12 protein-coding genes and 2 pseudogenes are annotated in these 14,991 nt (G+C 51.3%); 10 read left to right on the plus strand and 4 right to left on the minus strand.

All coding sequences use genetic code 11. The features are described from left to right. Positions 1-197 precede the first annotated feature (197 nt). Complete coding sequence (locus HV302_RS27715) at positions 198-698, plus strand: non-heme ferritin-like protein (RefSeq protein ID WP_001752509.1); 501 nt, start codon at positions 198-200, stop codon at positions 696-698. Positions 699-1,014: 316 nt separating this feature from the next. Here the strand turns inward: HV302_RS27715 and HV302_RS27720 are convergent. Further along, positions 1,015-1,194 (minus strand): annotated as a pseudogene (locus HV302_RS27720) (IS5/IS1182 family transposase); the annotation flags it as partial. A gap of 275 nt (positions 1,195-1,469) precedes the next feature. On the opposite strand from HV302_RS27720, the gene arsR reads away from it, so the two are divergent. From arsR to arsC, 5 genes are read left to right on the plus strand one after another with little or no spacing between them, the layout of a single operon-like run. Further along, positions 1,470-1,823 (plus strand): As(III)-sensing metalloregulatory transcriptional repressor ArsR, encoded by a 354-nt coding sequence (gene arsR, locus HV302_RS27725; RefSeq protein ID WP_001114073.1) that lies wholly within the window; start codon positions 1,470-1,472, stop codon positions 1,821-1,823. Positions 1,824-1,870: 47 nt separating this feature from the next. Further along, positions 1,871-2,233, plus strand: a complete 363-nt coding sequence (gene arsD / locus HV302_RS27730) for an arsenite efflux transporter metallochaperone ArsD (protein WP_000783215.1) — start codon at positions 1,871-1,873, stop codon at positions 2,231-2,233. Positions 2,234-2,250: 17 nt separating this feature from the next. Continuing rightward, positions 2,251-4,002, plus strand: coding sequence for an arsenite efflux transporter ATPase subunit ArsA (gene arsA, locus HV302_RS27735; protein ID WP_114191456.1), 1,752 nt, complete (start codon positions 2,251-2,253; stop codon positions 4,000-4,002). 48 nt (positions 4,003-4,050) lie between these two features. Beyond that, positions 4,051-5,340: an arsenite efflux transporter membrane subunit ArsB gene (gene arsB / locus HV302_RS27740; protein ID WP_000922630.1), complete on the plus strand. Its 1,290-nt coding sequence runs from the start codon at positions 4,051-4,053 to the stop codon at positions 5,338-5,340. A gap of 12 nt (positions 5,341-5,352) precedes the next feature. Next, a complete protein-coding gene (arsC, locus tag HV302_RS27745) occupies positions 5,353-5,778 on the plus strand; it encodes a glutaredoxin-dependent arsenate reductase (protein ID WP_000065758.1) in 426 nt (141 codons plus the stop codon). 30 nt (positions 5,779-5,808) lie between these two features. On the opposite strand, the pseudogene HV302_RS27750 reads toward arsC, so the two are convergent. After that, positions 5,809-6,102, minus strand: a pseudogene (locus HV302_RS27750) (ArsA-related P-loop ATPase); the annotation flags it as partial. A 119-nt stretch (positions 6,103-6,221) separates the two neighbouring features. Next, a complete protein-coding gene (locus HV302_RS27755; RefSeq protein ID WP_001556711.1) occupies positions 6,222-6,794 on the minus strand; it encodes a recombinase family protein in 573 nt (190 codons plus the stop codon). 163 nt (positions 6,795-6,957) lie between these two features. Between HV302_RS27755 and HV302_RS27760 the strand changes: the two genes are divergently transcribed. Then, positions 6,958-9,966 (plus strand): Tn3 family transposase, encoded by a 3,009-nt coding sequence (locus tag HV302_RS27760; RefSeq protein ID WP_032651769.1) that lies wholly within the window; start codon positions 6,958-6,960, stop codon positions 9,964-9,966. A gap of 221 nt (positions 9,967-10,187) precedes the next feature. Here HV302_RS27760 and HV302_RS27765 read toward each other — a convergent pair whose 3' ends face one another. Next, positions 10,188-11,243 (minus strand): DNA-binding protein, encoded by a 1,056-nt coding sequence (locus HV302_RS27765; RefSeq protein ID WP_117249893.1) that lies wholly within the window; start codon positions 11,241-11,243, stop codon positions 10,188-10,190. A gap of 205 nt (positions 11,244-11,448) precedes the next feature. Here HV302_RS27765 and HV302_RS27770 point away from each other — a divergent pair, with 205 nt between their 5' ends. From HV302_RS27770 to chrA, 3 genes are all read left to right on the plus strand, one after another. Further along, a complete protein-coding gene (locus HV302_RS27770) occupies positions 11,449-12,456 on the plus strand; it encodes a site-specific integrase (RefSeq protein WP_007645343.1) in 1,008 nt (335 codons plus the stop codon). A 157-nt stretch (positions 12,457-12,613) separates the two neighbouring features. Continuing rightward, on the plus strand, positions 12,614-13,552 hold the full coding sequence (locus HV302_RS27775) for a chromate resistance protein ChrB domain-containing protein (RefSeq protein WP_007645340.1): 939 nt from the start codon (positions 12,614-12,616) through the stop codon (positions 13,550-13,552). Further along, complete coding sequence (gene chrA / locus HV302_RS27780) at positions 13,545-14,912, plus strand: chromate efflux transporter (RefSeq protein WP_117249892.1); 1,368 nt, start codon at positions 13,545-13,547, stop codon at positions 14,910-14,912. Before HV302_RS27775 ends, chrA begins: the two co-directional genes overlap by 8 nt. Positions 14,913-14,991 lie beyond the last annotated feature (79 nt).

Genomic DNA, 14,991 nt, shown 5'->3' on the forward strand with positions numbered 1-14,991 from the left:
ATCGAAACACCATCACAGAATAATGCCAGATAGAAATGCGATAGTAGGGTTGGATATTTAAATAAGGAGCATCCCGACTTAAAATGAATATGACTGCGTAACCAGGCGCAATAAAAAAAGCGAAAGAATCGCTTTTATTCTGGTTGTTTTTTCGAAGAGTGACCGTTTTCTGAGATGACAAGAAATAAGGAAGTCCTATGATCGCTAGCGGAATAGTTCAAAAACTGAATGCGCAAATGAATCAGGAGTTTTATACCTCAAATTTGTATCTTCAGCTCAGCCAGAGGTGCAGCGAGAATAGCCTTAATGGCACCGCACTATTTTTGCGTCATCAGGCGCAAAATACGGTGACGCAAATGATGCGCATGTACGAATACATCAAACAGAGCGGCGCCACGCCGGTGTTACAGGAGCAACACGCCCGGTGCGGTGAATTTTCCACGCTGGAAGATCTGTTTGAGCAGACGGTAAGCGATTACCAGAAGCGCATTAATGCGCTGACCTCTTTGACGGAAGACGCCCAGGCAGCAAACGATAAGTCAGCGATTAACTTCCTGAAGCGATACAGAAAAGAGGAAATCGTGGACGGGACGCTGTTGCAAATCATTCTGGATGAAGTCCGCAGCGCTAAAAAAGCGGGCATCAACATGCAGCAAACCGACCACTATCTGGTTGGCGTGATCGATCGCTATCACTAAATCAATTTCGCAGTACGAGGAGGTTTTACGCCTCCTCAGAAAATCTGTTTTACATCAGAAACAGAGGTTTATGCCAGTGAACATTTGATACCCAACACGTCATAGTGATTTTTTAACTTAGCGTTTTTATATCGTGCCAAAAATGTCTCTGCTTGTGTCTTTATATTAAGGAAGGTGCGAATAAGCAGGTCATTTCTTCCCAAGCTGACTCGCTGATTAAAATTTCGCGGATCTGGGCCGATTTTTTTCCCGCAAACACATCGAATCAGCCTATTTAGGCTATTTTTTCCACCATTTCTGGCGTTATTTCCGGTTTTTACTGAGATCTCTCCCACTGACGTATCATTTGGTCCACCCGAAACAGGTTGGCCAGGGTGAATAACATCGCCAGTTGGTTATCGTTTTTCAGCAGCCCCTTGTATCTGGCTTTCACGAAGCCGAACTGCCGCTTGATGATGCGAAACGGGTGCTCCACCCTGGCACGGATGCTGGCTTTGGGGTCTGAGGGCCAATGGAACGAAAACGTACGCTAAGGAAATAACCAATTGTTATAATTGATATTATTCATTCTTCTCTATGAACTGAAAGCCCGCACTAAGCAATGTTTTAGCCTCAAATGACTTTTTTACCTACCCAACTAACGTAACGATCGCACATCAGGTCGTTTTTCAACCGCATAGTGACACCTGCACTCACATGCGAGAAAACACATATGATTTTGACTTCTTGTTTTGGTGGAGAGACAATACCCATTCATAGCAGGAGTACATAATGCCAGAAATTGCATCCCTACAACTTTTCAAAATACTATCTGATGAAACCCGCCTGGGTATCGTGCTACTGCTCAGGGAGATGGGGGAGCTGTGCGTATGCGATCTCTGCACAGCGCTGGAACAATCACAACCCAAGACCTCCCGCCATCTGGCGATGCTTCGGGAAAGTGGCCTGTTGCTGGATCGCAAGCAGGGGAAATGGGTTCATTATCGCTTATCCCCGCATATTCCTTCCTGGGCTGCCCTGGTGATTGAGCAGGCCTGGTTAAGTCAACAGGACGACGTACAGGCCATCGCCCGTAAGCTGGCATCGGCCAACTGCTCTGGCAGCGGTAAGGCTGTTTGTATCTAAAAATTTTGCCTGTACATATATGTTTTTACGAATATGAGGTGTTAAAGATGAAAATGTTAACGGTGTTTGATCCGGCGATGTGCTGCAGTACCGGCGTTTGTGGTTCAGATGTCGATCAGGTTTTGGTCAATTTTTCTGCTGATGTGCAATGGCTGAAAGGGCGTGGGGTTCAGATCGAACGTTATAACCTGGCGCAGCAGCCTATGAGCTTCGTTGAGAACGAAAAAGCGAAAGCATTCCTTGAGGCTTCTGGAGCTGAAGGGCTTCCGCTGCTGTTGCTTGATGGTGAAACGGTGATGGCCGGGCGATACCCAAAACGCGCTGAACTGGCTCGCTGGTTTGGTATACCGCTGGAAAAGGTGGGTTTAGCTTCCACCAGTTGCTGTGGTGGTAAAACTTCCTGTTGTTGAGTATGTCAGGAGGACATATGAAATTCTTAGAGAATATCCCGTCTTACCTGTTTTTCACCGGTAAGGGAGGTGTAGGCAAAACTTCGATTTCCTGCGCAACGGCTATACGTCTGGCTGAACTGGGAAAGCGTGTTCTGCTTGTCAGTACCGACCCGGCTTCCAATGTCGGTCAGGTATTCGATCAGACTATCGGTAACACTATCCAGCCCGTGACTGCTGTGTCTGGTCTTTCGGCTCTGGAGATTGACCCGCAGGACGCCGCCCAGCAATACCGCGCCAGAATCGTTGACCCTATTAAAGGTCTTTTGCCTGATGACGTTGTTAACAGCATCAGTGAACAGCTTTCAGGAGCTTGTACGACAGAGATCGCTGCATTCGACGAGTTTACTGGCTTACTGACTGACGCTTCTCTGCTGACCCGCTTTGATCACATCATTTTTGATACTGCCCCAACTGGCCACACTATTCGCCTTCTTCAGCTTCCCGGAGCCTGGAGCAGCTTCATCGAAAGTAACCCGGATGGTGCTTCCTGTCTTGGTCCAATGGTTGGGCTGGAAAAACAACGCGAGCAATATGCTCATGCGGTTGAGGCATTATCCGATCCTGAACGAACTCGCCTTGTGCTGGTCGCGCGATTGCAAAAATCAACACTGCAGGAAGTCGCTCGTACTCATGACGAATTATCAGCTATTGGCCTTAAAAATCAGTATTTAGTCATTAACGGTGTCCTGCCTGCGAGCGAAGCAGAACGTGATGCACTGGCCGCTGCAATATGGCAACGGGAGCAAGAGGCGCTGGCAAATCTTCCTGCCGGGTTATCTGATTTGCCGACAGACAACTTATACCTGCAGCCGCTGAACATGGTTGGTGTATCCGCATTGAAAGGCCTGCTCAACGAACACGCTGAGATAACATCGCTTCCTGAACAAAGCCCACAGAACAAGCCAGAGAATATGTCGTTGTCTGTCCTGGTTGATGATATCGCCCGCAGTGAACACGGTTTGATTATGCTGATGGGCAAAGGTGGTGTGGGCAAAACCACAATGGCTGCGGCTATCGCCGTCAGTCTGGCGGATAAGGGTTTTGATGTGCATCTCACCACCTCAGATCCTGCTGCACATCTCAGTACAACGCTCAATGGCAGCCTCAAAAATCTGCAGGTCAGCCGAATCAACCCTCACGATGAAACTGAACGCTATCGTCAGCATGTTCTTGAGACGAAAGGCAGGGATCTGGATGAGGCTGGGAAACGGCTGCTCGAAGAGGATTTACGTTCTCCTTGCACAGAAGAGATTGCGGTGTTCCAGGCGTTTTCACGCGTAATTCGTGAAGCTGGCAAACGGTTTGTGGTCATGGATACGGCACCTACCGGGCATACGCTATTACTGCTTGATGCTACCGGGGCTTATCACCGTGAGATTGCCAGGAAGATGGGGGATAAAGGTCATTTTACCACTCCGATGATGCAGCTTCAGGACCAGGAACGTACCAAAGTTTTGCTGGTCACTCTGCCTGAAACCACACCTGTACTGGAAGCGGCAAACCTGCAGTCCGATCTTGAACGTGCGGGGATTCATCCCTGGGGCTGGATTATCAATAACAGCCTTTCGATTGCACAGACGCAATCGCCGCTGCTTTGCCAGCGCGCCCTACAAGAGCGTCCTCAAATCGAGGTTGTGAAAAACCAGCATGCAAGCCGCATAGCGTTAGTACCGGTAATGGCTGCAGAGCCCACTGGCATCGAGAAACTCAGAGAGCTGGTTGTTTAATTTTTTTTGTATATACAGGGCGGCAAAGCCGTCCTGTCTGGAGGATTTATGTTACTGGCAGGCGCTATTTTTGTCCTGACCATCGTTTTGGTTATCTGGCAACCGAAGGGATTAGGGATCGGCTGGAGTGCGACGCTGGGCGCGGTACTGGCGCTGATCTCTGGCGTAGTCCATTTTGGTGATATCCCTGTAGTGTGGAATATTGTCTGGAATGCGACGGCGACCTTTATTGCCGTGATTATTATCAGCCTTCTGCTCGATGAATCGGGCTTTTTCGAATGGGCGGCGCTGCACGTTTCACGTTGGGGTAACGGTCGCGGGCGTTTGCTGTTTACCTATATCGTTTTGCTCGGCGCAGCGGTGGCGGCACTGTTTGCCAACGATGGTGCGGCATTGATTCTGACGCCAATTGTTATCGCCATGCTGCTTGCATTAGGTTTCAGCAAAGGCACTACGCTGGCATTTGTCATGGCCGCCGGGTTTATTGCCGATACGGCCAGTCTGCCGCTTATCGTGTCCAACCTGGTTAACATCGTTTCTGCAGACTTCTTTGGGCTGGGTTTCACTGAGTATGCGTCGGTAATGGTGCCGGTGGATATCGCAGCCATTATCGCCACGCTGGTGATGCTGCATCTGTTCTTCCGCAAAGATATTCCGCCAACTTACGACCTGGCTCTCCTGAAAGCACCGGCAAAAGCGATTAAAGATCTGGCAACCTTCAGAACCGGCTGGATAGTGTTGATCCTTCTTCTGGTTGGCTTTTTCGTCCTTGAGCCGTTGGGTATCCCGGTCAGTGCGATTGCTGCTGTAGGGGCTGTCATTCTGTTTGCGGTGGCGAAGCGAGGCCATGCCATTAACACTGGCAAAGTGCTTCGCGGTGCGCCATGGCAGATCGTCATATTCTCTCTGGGAATGTATCTGGTGGTCTATGGTCTGCGTAATGCCGGACTAACAGAATACCTCTCCGGTGTGTTGAACGTGCTGGCAGATAAAGGACTTTGGGCCGCGACGTTTGGTACTGGCTTCCTGACGGCTTTCCTCTCTTCCATCATGAACAATATGCCTACCGTGCTGGTTGGTGCTCTCTCTATTGATGGCAGCACTGCAACAGGCGTTATCAAAGAGGCGATGATTTTTGCCAACGTGATTGGCTGCGATCTTGGACCGAAAATTACACCTATTGGTAGCCTGGCAACGTTGCTCTGGCTGCATGTCCTTTCACAGAAGAACATGACCATCACATGGGGATACTATTTCCGCACCGGGATCGTCATGACTCTGCCTGTGCTGTTTGTAACGCTGGCCGCGCTGGCGCTACGTCTCTCTTTCACTTTGTAATGAGATACTGATATGAGCAACATCACCATTTATCACAACCCAGCCTGCGGCACGTCGCGTAATACGCTGGAGATGATCCGCAACAGCGGTATCGAGCCGACCGTTATTCTTTACCTTGAGACTCCACCTTCACGCGATGAGCTGCTCAAACTCATTGCGGATATGGGCATTTCCGTCCGGGCTTTGCTGCGTAAGAACGTCGAGCCGTATGAGGAACTGGGTCTTGCAGAAGATAAATTTACTGACGACCAGCTCATCGACTTTATGCTACAGCATCCGATTCTGATCAACCGTCCGATCGTAGTGACGCCACTGGGAACTAAACTTTGCCGTCCTTCAGAGGTTGTTCTCGATATCCTTCCAGATGCCCAGAAAGCGGCTTTCACCAAGGAAGACGGTGAAAAAGTCGTTGATGATTCAGGTAAAAGACTGAAATAAAGACGAAGGGGGCATTTGCCCCCTTCATTATTACTTCGCCATTTCTTCCAGCAGGTCAATACCAACCGGCTCTTCGCTCTGTAGCGCTGTTAATGCAATACGCTTTGCATACTGCTCTTCCACATCAGAGATGAGAGGCAGCTCGCGGTTCGCCCTGATCTTCAGGAAAGGCGAAGACGGTTGAGCAGCTGCCAGGCTGTTATTAACGACCCATGCCCACGGCTCGATGCCAGCTCGGCGTAGATCCTGCTGCAGGTTAGCGGCTTCCAGTACAGGTGTCGTTTCGGCAAGCGTCACGATAATCACCTTCGTCTTCTCCGGGTCTGCTGCTTTTTCGCTATCACCTGTCTTCGATGTCAGAAAGCGAGAGAATTCGGCTTCATGCTGTCGCCAGAACACACTCATGCAATTGTTGAATGCCTTTACATCACTCATGTTCGTCCTCAAATTTTGCTCAGATTAACCCGGCTCTCATCTTCCAGAATTTTATAAACAGTGGAACGGGCAATACTGAGCCGGCGGGCAATATCTGTTGCACCAGTTCCCTGCTGATGAAGTGCCAGTACACTATTTCTGTCGATGATGCGCTTTCGGCCAAACCGGATACCTTTCAGCCTGGCCTCCTGCCGTCCTTCGTTCGTACGCTCCAGAATCCTCCTGCGTTCGGCCTGGGCTACAGCTGAAAGAATGGTCACAACCATTTTCCCCATTTCACCGTCGGTGCTGATCCCGTCGTCTATGAATCGGACCGCGACTCCCTGAGCGTCGAATTCTTTTATCAGTTGGATCATATCGGCAGTGTCGCGGCCAAGCCGGTCGAGTTTCTTCACCAGGATGACGTCACCTTCCTCCACCTTCATTCGCAGCAGATCCAGTCCTTTCCTGTCGGTAGAACTGCCGGATGCTTTGTCGGTAAATATGCGACTGGCTTTCACCCCCGCCTCTTTAAGCCCCTTGATCTGAATATCGAGGGACTGCTGGCTTGTTGATACCCGTGCGTAACCAAAAAGTCGCATAAAAATGTATCCTAAATCAAATATCGGACAGTGGGTGTCTGTTATAACAAAAAATCGATTTAATAGACACCTAGACAACACCATTTTAGTGTGTCCGAGAATTTATAATATTTCGGACGGTTGCGAAATTGTTAATTCATGACCATCAGGCAGGGAGGCCGGTATGCCCGTCGATTTTCTGACCACTGAGCAGGAACTGAATTATGGTCGCTATGTTGCAGAACCCAATGACGTGCAGCTGGCGCGCTATTTTCATCTTGATGAGCGGGATCTTGCCTTCATTAACCAGCGGCGGGGAAGGCATAACCGGCTGGGAATTGCGCTTCAGCTCACCACCGCCCGTTTTCTGGGCACCTTTCTGACAGACTTAACCCGGGTTCTGCCAGGTGTTCAGCAATTTGTCGCGGTGCAGCTTAATATTCGCCGTCCAGAAGTCCTTACCCGCTACGCAGAACGGGTTACCACCCTCAGAGAGCATACTGCGCTGATTAAGGAATATTACGGTTACCATGAATTTGGCGATTTCCCCTGGTCTTTCCGCCTGAAGCGCCTGCTGTACACCCGCGCATGGCTCAGTAATGAGCGACCCGGCCTTATGTTTGATTTTGCCACCGCGTGGCTGCTTCAGAATAAGGTCCTGCTGCCCGGAGCAACCACACTTGTACGTCTCGTCAGTGAAATACGCGAACGGGCAAATCAGCGGCTGTGGAAGAAACTGGCCGCGTTGCCGGACAGCTGGCAGACCGCCCGCGTGACGGAGCTTCTGGACATTCCTGAGGGGCAGCGTACTTCACCGCTGGAGCAACTGAAAAAGGGACCGGTCACCGTCAGCGGCCCGGCATTTACCGAAGCGCTGGAGCGGTATATCCGGCTGCGAAACCTGGAATTTTCCCGACTGAATTTTACCGGTCTGCCTGCTATACAACTGCGTAATTTGGCCCGTTACGCAGGCATGGCGTCGGTAAAATATATCGCGCGAATGCCACAGCAGAGAAAACTGGCCGTACTCACAGCATTCGTTAAAGCGCAGGAGACTGCGGCGCTGGATGAGGCCGTTGATGTGCTCGATATGCTGATACTGGATATCACTCGTGCGGCGAAGAAAACGGGGCAGAAAAAACGGCTCAGGACGCTTAAAGATCTTGATCGTGCTGCGCTAATATTGGCGCGGGCATGTTCATTGTTGCTGGATGAACAGGCTGACGATGCTGAACTGAGGGAGACCATATTCAACAGCATACCGAAAAGCAGGCTGGCAGAATCCGTCTGCAAGGTAAATGAGCTGGCCCGGCCTCAGAACAACAATTTCCATGACGAAATGGTGGAGCAGTACGGGCGGGTAAAGCGCTTTCTTCCGGCGGTATTGCGCGACCTGCATTTCCAGGCAGCGCCAGCCGGAGAACATACGTTGTCCGCCATTCATTATCTGACCGAACTGAACGGCTCGAAAAAGCGCATCCTGGACAATGCGCCTGAACATATTATTACCGGCCCCTGGAAACGCCTGGTATACGATGCGGAGGGCCGGATACAGCGTGCCGGTTACTCGCTTTGTCTGCTGGAGCGCCTTCAGGATGCACTACGTCGAAGGGACATCTGGCTCGAAAACAGCGATCGCTGGGGAAATCCCCGCGAGAAGCTGTTGCAGGGGGAAGAATGGCAGGCTCAGCGGGTCCCCGTTTGCCGGGCGCTGGGACATCCCACTGATGGACATAAAGGCGTGCAACAGTTGGCGGTCCAGCTAGATGAAACCTGGAAAACCGTCGCATCCCGCTTTGAAGGAAATGCGGAGGTTCATATTTGCCATGACGGTAAACATCCTTCCCTGACTATCAGCAGCCTGGAGAAACTGGAGGAGCCAACATCGTTGCATCGTCTCAACAGTCGGGTAAGGCTGCTACTCCCGCCAGTAGATTTGACGGAACTGTTGCTTGAAATAGATGCCAGAACGGGATTTACACGTGAGTTTACGCATGTCAGTGAATCCGGGGCCCGGGCACAGGATCTGCACATCAGCCTGTGCGCGGTCCTGATGGCAGAGGCCTGCAATATCGGGCTGGAACCGCTGATAAAGCACAATATACCGGCGCTGACGCGCCACCGGCTTAGCTGGGTAAAACAGAATTACCTCCGGGCAGAAACGCTGGTCAGCGCCAATGCCCGCCTGGTTGATTTTCAGTCCACACTGGAGCTTGCTGGCCGCTGGGGTGGTGGCGAAGTGGCTTCAGCTGATGGCATGCGCTTTGTCACGCCGGTGAAAACCGTCAATTCAGGACCTAACAGAAAATATTTTGGTTCCGGACGTGGCATCACCTGGTACAACTTCGTCTCTGATCAGTACTCTGGATTCCACGGCATCGTTGTCCCCGGCACATTACGAGATTCCATTTTTGTGCTGGAAGGCCTTCTGGAGCAGCAGACAGGGCTGAATCCGGTTGAGATCATGACAGACACAGCCGGTACCAGCGACATTATTTTTGGCCTCTTCTGGCTGCTGGGATACCAGTTTTCCCCCCGGCTTGCCGATGCCGGTGAAGCGGTATTCTGGCGAGTGGATAAATCGGCAAATTACGGTGCACTGGACGAACTGGCACGTGGTTGTGCCGATCTGTCGAAAGCCGAGGATCAGTGGGATGAGATGATGCGAACCGCCGGTTCGCTGAAACTGGGCACCATTCATGCTTCAGAACTCATTCGCTCTTTGCTGAAAAGCTCGCGCCCATCAGGGCTGGCACAGGCGATCATGGAAGTGGGGCGCGTCAACAAGACGCTGTACCTTCTTAATTATATTGATGATGAGGATTATCGTCGGCGGATCCTGACGCAGCTAAACCGGGGGGAAGGCCGCCATGCTGTGGCGAGGGCGATCTGCTACGGGCAGCGCGGTGAGATCAGAAAGCGCTATCGTGAAGGTCAGGAAGATCAGCTGGGGGCACTGGGCCTGGTCACTAACGCAGTGGTACTGTGGAACACACTTTATATGCAGGAAGCCCTGAGCTGGATACGCAGTAATGGAGAAGAAATCGGGGTTGAAGATATCGCCCGGTTGTCCCCACTGATGCACGGGCATATCAATATGCTGGGGCATTATACGTTTACGCTACCGGAGGATATTTTGAAGGGGGAACTGAGAGAACTAAATTTCAATTTAAACAATGAATTAACTTCTTAGCGTACGTTTTCGTTCCATTGGCCCTCAAACCCCGTTGGGCGCCCGCGTTGGCCATCAGCTGCCGGCGACGAAAAAAAGGTGGCAGTCATTCAAGCTGCCTGAAAAAGATTGTACGGGTTAGACGCAATATGAGGTCCGGCCGGTAAAAGCGTTGGAATTAGCCACTTTGCAAATAAGACATTGATTCATTTAGCTTTTCTGACAAAGGCTGGATAAAATCCTTACCGAGATAGCGAATCCTGAAGCTGCTTAAGCTGTCCCTGAATCACCGCTTTTTCCTGAAGAATCAACCTGTTCTCATCGGACAGAGCTTCCACTCTATTCTGAGAGACTATCAGATCCGTTTTAGTGGCCTCCAATGCTTGGGATAGTACGGCCACTTGCTTATCGGCATCTGCTTTCTGGCTGGTAAGTGCGGCAATATTATCCGCCAGTTGTTCACTTTTATGTTGCTGCTCCCGGCTTTTTGCCGAGGCGTCGTTAAGTCGATGCTCCAAGTTCTCGATATCGACCACTTGTCTATCCAAGGTGCTTTTGTTCATCGCATTGGCCTGTTCGAGCTCATGCGTTTGTCGTTGTAAGTGCGCATTAGTGTCTATCAGTTCGGACGCGCTTGACTCGGCTTGGATGAGCCGGTGTTGCAGGTCTTGAATCTGGTCTTTCAGGCCCTGGTTAACCACGTGGAATTGCTCGCGTTCCTGCTGCCGATCTTCGGCGGTGCGTTGCTGGTAGTGTTCAAAGTGATCACGAATATCCTTATTTTCCTGCTTGAGTTCTGCAACGCTTTCCTTTAATTCAGCAGTTCGTGAAAGGGCTTCGTCGCGTTGAGCCTCTGCCGTTGCTAGCTTAATGCGTACATCTTCCAGGGACTTGCTTTGCAGGGCTTTTGCTTCGGTAATTTGCGATAGCTGGGCGTTCAGATCCTGTTGGCGGTCGGTAAGCTGCGCGATGCTGTTACGGGCCTCAGTCAATTCTTTCCGGAGTTGATCATTCGATGCCTTGAATTCGTCGCGGGATTGCGCGATGCGCTGGTCGGCCATCTGCTGAACCCGTTCATGTAAGGCTTTTACTACCTCGACGAGATCATTCGGCAACCCGCTCACATCGACCACCTCCCCATTATCTGACCGCCAGCGCTTGAGTAGTGGTGCAATGGTGCTTTTGCTGCCGGTTCCCAAATGCTCGCGGACACGATCTACGGTAGGCTCCTGGTTCTGGATTTTGATAGCCTCTGCGGCTTTCGAGACATCGTAGTAAGTGATTCCGGCGCGAGCCATGACAGTTTCCCTCGGTGATTATTTAGTAACGTATTACATAGCACGTAATATAACATAATATATTGACTTTTATGCAGCCAATAAAAATTAAATAGTAACCTTCGATAATGAATGTTATCGTGGGTTATGAGTGAGAAATGAAAAATTGATGTTTGTAACACCAGTACATTGGTGCCTTCCAGCGACCCACAGAAAAGGGATAACCATGGATAACTACACACCCAAACTCACATCGGATTCGCCATTGCGTAGTGAGCAATCAGTTTTGCCGTCGCTGGCAGAATCCGACTCACTGCGCCACTATCTGCAAGCGGCGACCTCCAATAACACGCGAACGGCCTACCGTTCAGCGATTCGGCAGTTCGAAAAATGGGGCGGGCGGTTGCCCACGGATCGGGATACTCTGGTGCGTTACCTGGTGGCCAAGGCCGATGTGCTGAATAGCCGGACTCTCGCCCTTCACCTCACGGCCGTTAGCCAATGGCACCACTACCAAGGGTTGACTGACCCGGTTCGCGATCCGCTGGTATGTAAAACCATGGAGGGCATTCGCCGCACCCATGGACAGCCCAAGCGCAAGGCCAAGGCGTTGCGCTTGGAGCACATCGCCCAACTAGTAAATTACTTGCGGCACTTACCGGACAACAAAAAGAAATACCGGGATATTGCCTTGGTACTCACCGGGTTCTTCGGCGCCTTGCGTCGCAGTGAGCTGGTTGCTCTTCAGGTCAATGATCTGGTTTGGGAGCCGGAGGGGCTACTCATCCGGTTGCCGCGCTCCAAGACCGACCAGCAAGGCATGGGTTTAATGCGAGCTTTACCTTACGGAAAGGCCGCTTGTTGTCCGGCTACCGCCGTGAAAACTTGGTTAGATGCAGCGGGCATCACCAACGGTCCGGTGTTTCGTCCCACCAACCGCTGGGATCACATTCAGGAAAAAGCGCTGGCTCCAGGTGCGGTCAATGCTTTGCTCAAAACGCTGGGGCAAGCCTGTGAGTTTGATTTTGTGCCTGAACTCAGTAGCCACAGTTTCCGTAGAGGGTTATCCACATCGGCAGCGCGTGAGCGAGTGGATTTTGAGTTGATCAAGAAACAAGGCGGCTGGAAGAGCGATGCCACCGTCTGGGAGTATATCGAGGAAGGCCAGCAGCTCAGCAATAATGCGTCAATTATCTTAATGGAGAAGATGGCAACCCTGATGGATGCTGAATGATTCGGTCAACATTCGGGGCAGAATCAATGTATCGGGCCAAACCCAAATACCAAAGCTGGTAATGTTACCGCCACGATCATGGATCATTCTGGCCGCTTTACACCATCGATAAAATATTGTAGATTTTCCTACCTTTGTGTAACTAGATCTACAATATATGAAATGGGTATTACTGATCTTATCCCTGCCCACCCAAAACGCGACAGTGCGTATGCGGGTATGGCGAACCCTCAAGTCCTCCGGTGCAGCAGTATTGCGTGACGGCGTTTATCTGCTTCCCCATCGACCAGAACATCAGCAATTGTTCGATGGCTTGCTGCAAGAAGTAGAGGCAAGTGAAGGCTCAGCCTATGTGCTCCTGGTCGATACCGAAGATGCTGGCCAATTCAGCGGCCTGTTTGATCGTCAGGATGATTACGCCCATCTTTTACACGAGCTGCCCCCAATAAAAGAATTGGCCAGTAGTTCCCTGCAAGAAGCAACCAGACAGCTGCGTAAACTGCGCAAAAACTTCACCGCTATCGCCGCAACGGATTTTTTCCCCGGTGAAGCGCAGGCACAAACCCAGCAGGCGCTGCAACAGCTTGAACTTCAGCTCAATCGCCAGTTATCGCCCAACGAACCCCATGAGCACACCGGTGAAATCCCACGGTTGGATATCAGCCTCTATCGCGGGCGGTTATGGGCAACCCGTCAACGCCCCTGGGTGGATCGCCTTGCCTGTGCCTGGCTAATCCGCCGTTTTATCGATCCGGAGGCTCGCTTTGTGTGGTTGCAAGCACCGAAGGATTGTCCCGCCGATGCGCTGGGCTTTGATTTTGACGGAGCCAGTTTCACTCACCTGAATGGCAAGGTCACTTTTGAGGTTCTGCTTGACAGTTTTAGGCTCGATCACCCCGGCTTAACGCGCTTGGGAGCCTTGGTGCATTTTCTGGACGTAGGGGGTATCCAGCCCAGTGAAGCCAGTGGGCTGGAGCAAATCCTGTGGGGATTGCGCAACAGTATTCATGACGACGATCAACTCATCGCCACGGCTAATGGTGTCTTCGATGCCTTACTGGCTGCTTTTACAGATAAGGAAACACACCATGAGTAACACCACCGAATTAATAGCTCACCAGCCGGTTGAAGCGCCTGCGCCGGTCAGTTTTTGGGAGGCCTTCCGTTTCTGGTTAAAGCTCGGGTTTGTCAGCTTTGGTGGCCCGGCAGGCCAAATAGCCATCATGCACCAGGAGCTGGTGGAGCGCCGGCGCTGGATCAGCGAAAAACGGTTTTTGCATGCGCTCAATTACTGCATGGTGTTGCCTGGTCCGGAGGCGCAACAACTTGCCACTTACATTGGCTGGTTAATGCATCGTACCTGGGGCGGTATAGTGGCGGGTGTGCTGTTTTTGTTGCCATCACTCTTCATTTTGATTGGACTCTCGTGGGTATATATCGCTTACGGCGACGTAAGTTGGGTAGCCGGTTTGTTCTACGGTATCAAACCGGCGGTGACTGCCATCGTCGTGCATGCCGCCCATCGCATTGGTTCACGCGCGTTGAAAAATAATGTGATGTGGGCGATTGCTGCCGCCGCGTTTGTGGCCATTTTTGCACTCAATATCCCATTCCCTTACATCGTGATTGCAGCGGCACTGATTGGTTATTTGGGTGGGCGGTTTCTACCTGACTACTTCAACAGCGGCGGTGGCCATGGCAAGGCTGATAAATCCTTCGGCACCGCGTTATTCGATGATCACACACCCACGCCCGCGCACGCCATGTTCCGCTGGTCGCGTTTCAGCATGATCTTGGTCTCCGGTGCATTACTCTGGGCTGTTCCGCTGTTTGCACTTTGGAGTTATTTCGGTTGGGATCACACACTGACACAAATGGCCTGGTTCTTTACCAAAGCGGCACTACTCACTTTCGGTGGTGCCTATGCGGTATTGCCCTATGTTTATCAGGGTGCGGTCGGCCACTATGGTTGGCTCACGCCCACGCAAATGATCGATGGCCTCGCGCTCGGTGAAACCACACCAGGGCCGCTGATTATGGTGGTGGCCTTTGTCGGTTTTATTGGGGGATATGTACAAGCCGTATTTGGCACCGACATGGTATTTCTCGCGGGCGCAGTAGCCGCCACCATTGTCACCTGGTTTACCTTCTTGCCCTCGTTTATTTTTATTTTTGCGGGTGCCCCCTTTATTGAAACGACGCACAATGATTTGAAATTCACTGCGCCACTCACGGCCATCACGGCGGCGGTGGTAGGTGTGATCTTGAATCTCGCCCTGTTTTTCTGTTACCACATTTTGTGGCCAGAAGGCTTTGATGGGCGGTTTGAATGGATATCAGCGGTAATTGCTGTTGCAGCGGGTATCGCATTATTTCGTTACAAAATGAATGTGATGAAGGTGATTGGCATGTCGGCGCTTGTTGGGCTTGCGGTGTCGTTAATGGGGATTAATTAAGTCATCTTTCGATCTGCTCGAACTCATTGCTTACACGGGGTTTGAGGGCCAATGGGGCGAAAACCTACGCTAAGCGACA

Origin of the sequence: Citrobacter sp. RHBSTW-00859 (genome assembly GCF_013729795.1) — a bacterium.
Lineage (GTDB): Bacteria > Pseudomonadota > Gammaproteobacteria > Enterobacterales > Enterobacteriaceae > Citrobacter > Citrobacter braakii.

Excerpts from the sequence above, each read along its gene's own strand:
- HV302_RS27765 (WP_117249893.1), bottom strand. The coding sequence starts at position 11,243 with ATGGCTCGCGCCGGAATCACTTACTACGATGTCTCGAAAGCCGCAGAG.
- HV302_RS27755 (WP_001556711.1), bottom strand. The coding sequence starts at position 6,794 with ATGCGACTTTTTGGTTACGCACGGGTATCAACAAGCCAGCAGTCCCTC.
- HV302_RS27715 (WP_001752509.1), top strand. The coding sequence starts at position 198 with ATGATCGCTAGCGGAATAGTTCAAAAACTGAATGCGCAAATGAATCAG.
- chrA (WP_117249892.1), top strand. The coding sequence starts at position 13,545 with ATGAGTAACACCACCGAATTAATAGCTCACCAGCCGGTTGAAGCGCCT.
- HV302_RS27760 (WP_032651769.1), top strand. The coding sequence starts at position 6,958 with ATGCCCGTCGATTTTCTGACCACTGAGCAGGAACTGAATTATGGTCGC.
- arsD (WP_000783215.1), top strand. The coding sequence starts at position 1,871 with ATGAAAATGTTAACGGTGTTTGATCCGGCGATGTGCTGCAGTACCGGC.
- HV302_RS27770 (WP_007645343.1), top strand. The coding sequence starts at position 11,449 with ATGGATAACTACACACCCAAACTCACATCGGATTCGCCATTGCGTAGT.
- arsB (WP_000922630.1), top strand. The coding sequence starts at position 4,051 with ATGTTACTGGCAGGCGCTATTTTTGTCCTGACCATCGTTTTGGTTATC.
- arsR (WP_001114073.1), top strand. The coding sequence starts at position 1,470 with ATGCCAGAAATTGCATCCCTACAACTTTTCAAAATACTATCTGATGAA.
- arsA (WP_114191456.1), top strand. The coding sequence starts at position 2,251 with ATGAAATTCTTAGAGAATATCCCGTCTTACCTGTTTTTCACCGGTAAG.
- arsC (WP_000065758.1), top strand. The coding sequence starts at position 5,353 with ATGAGCAACATCACCATTTATCACAACCCAGCCTGCGGCACGTCGCGT.
- HV302_RS27775 (WP_007645340.1), top strand. The coding sequence starts at position 12,614 with ATGAAATGGGTATTACTGATCTTATCCCTGCCCACCCAAAACGCGACA.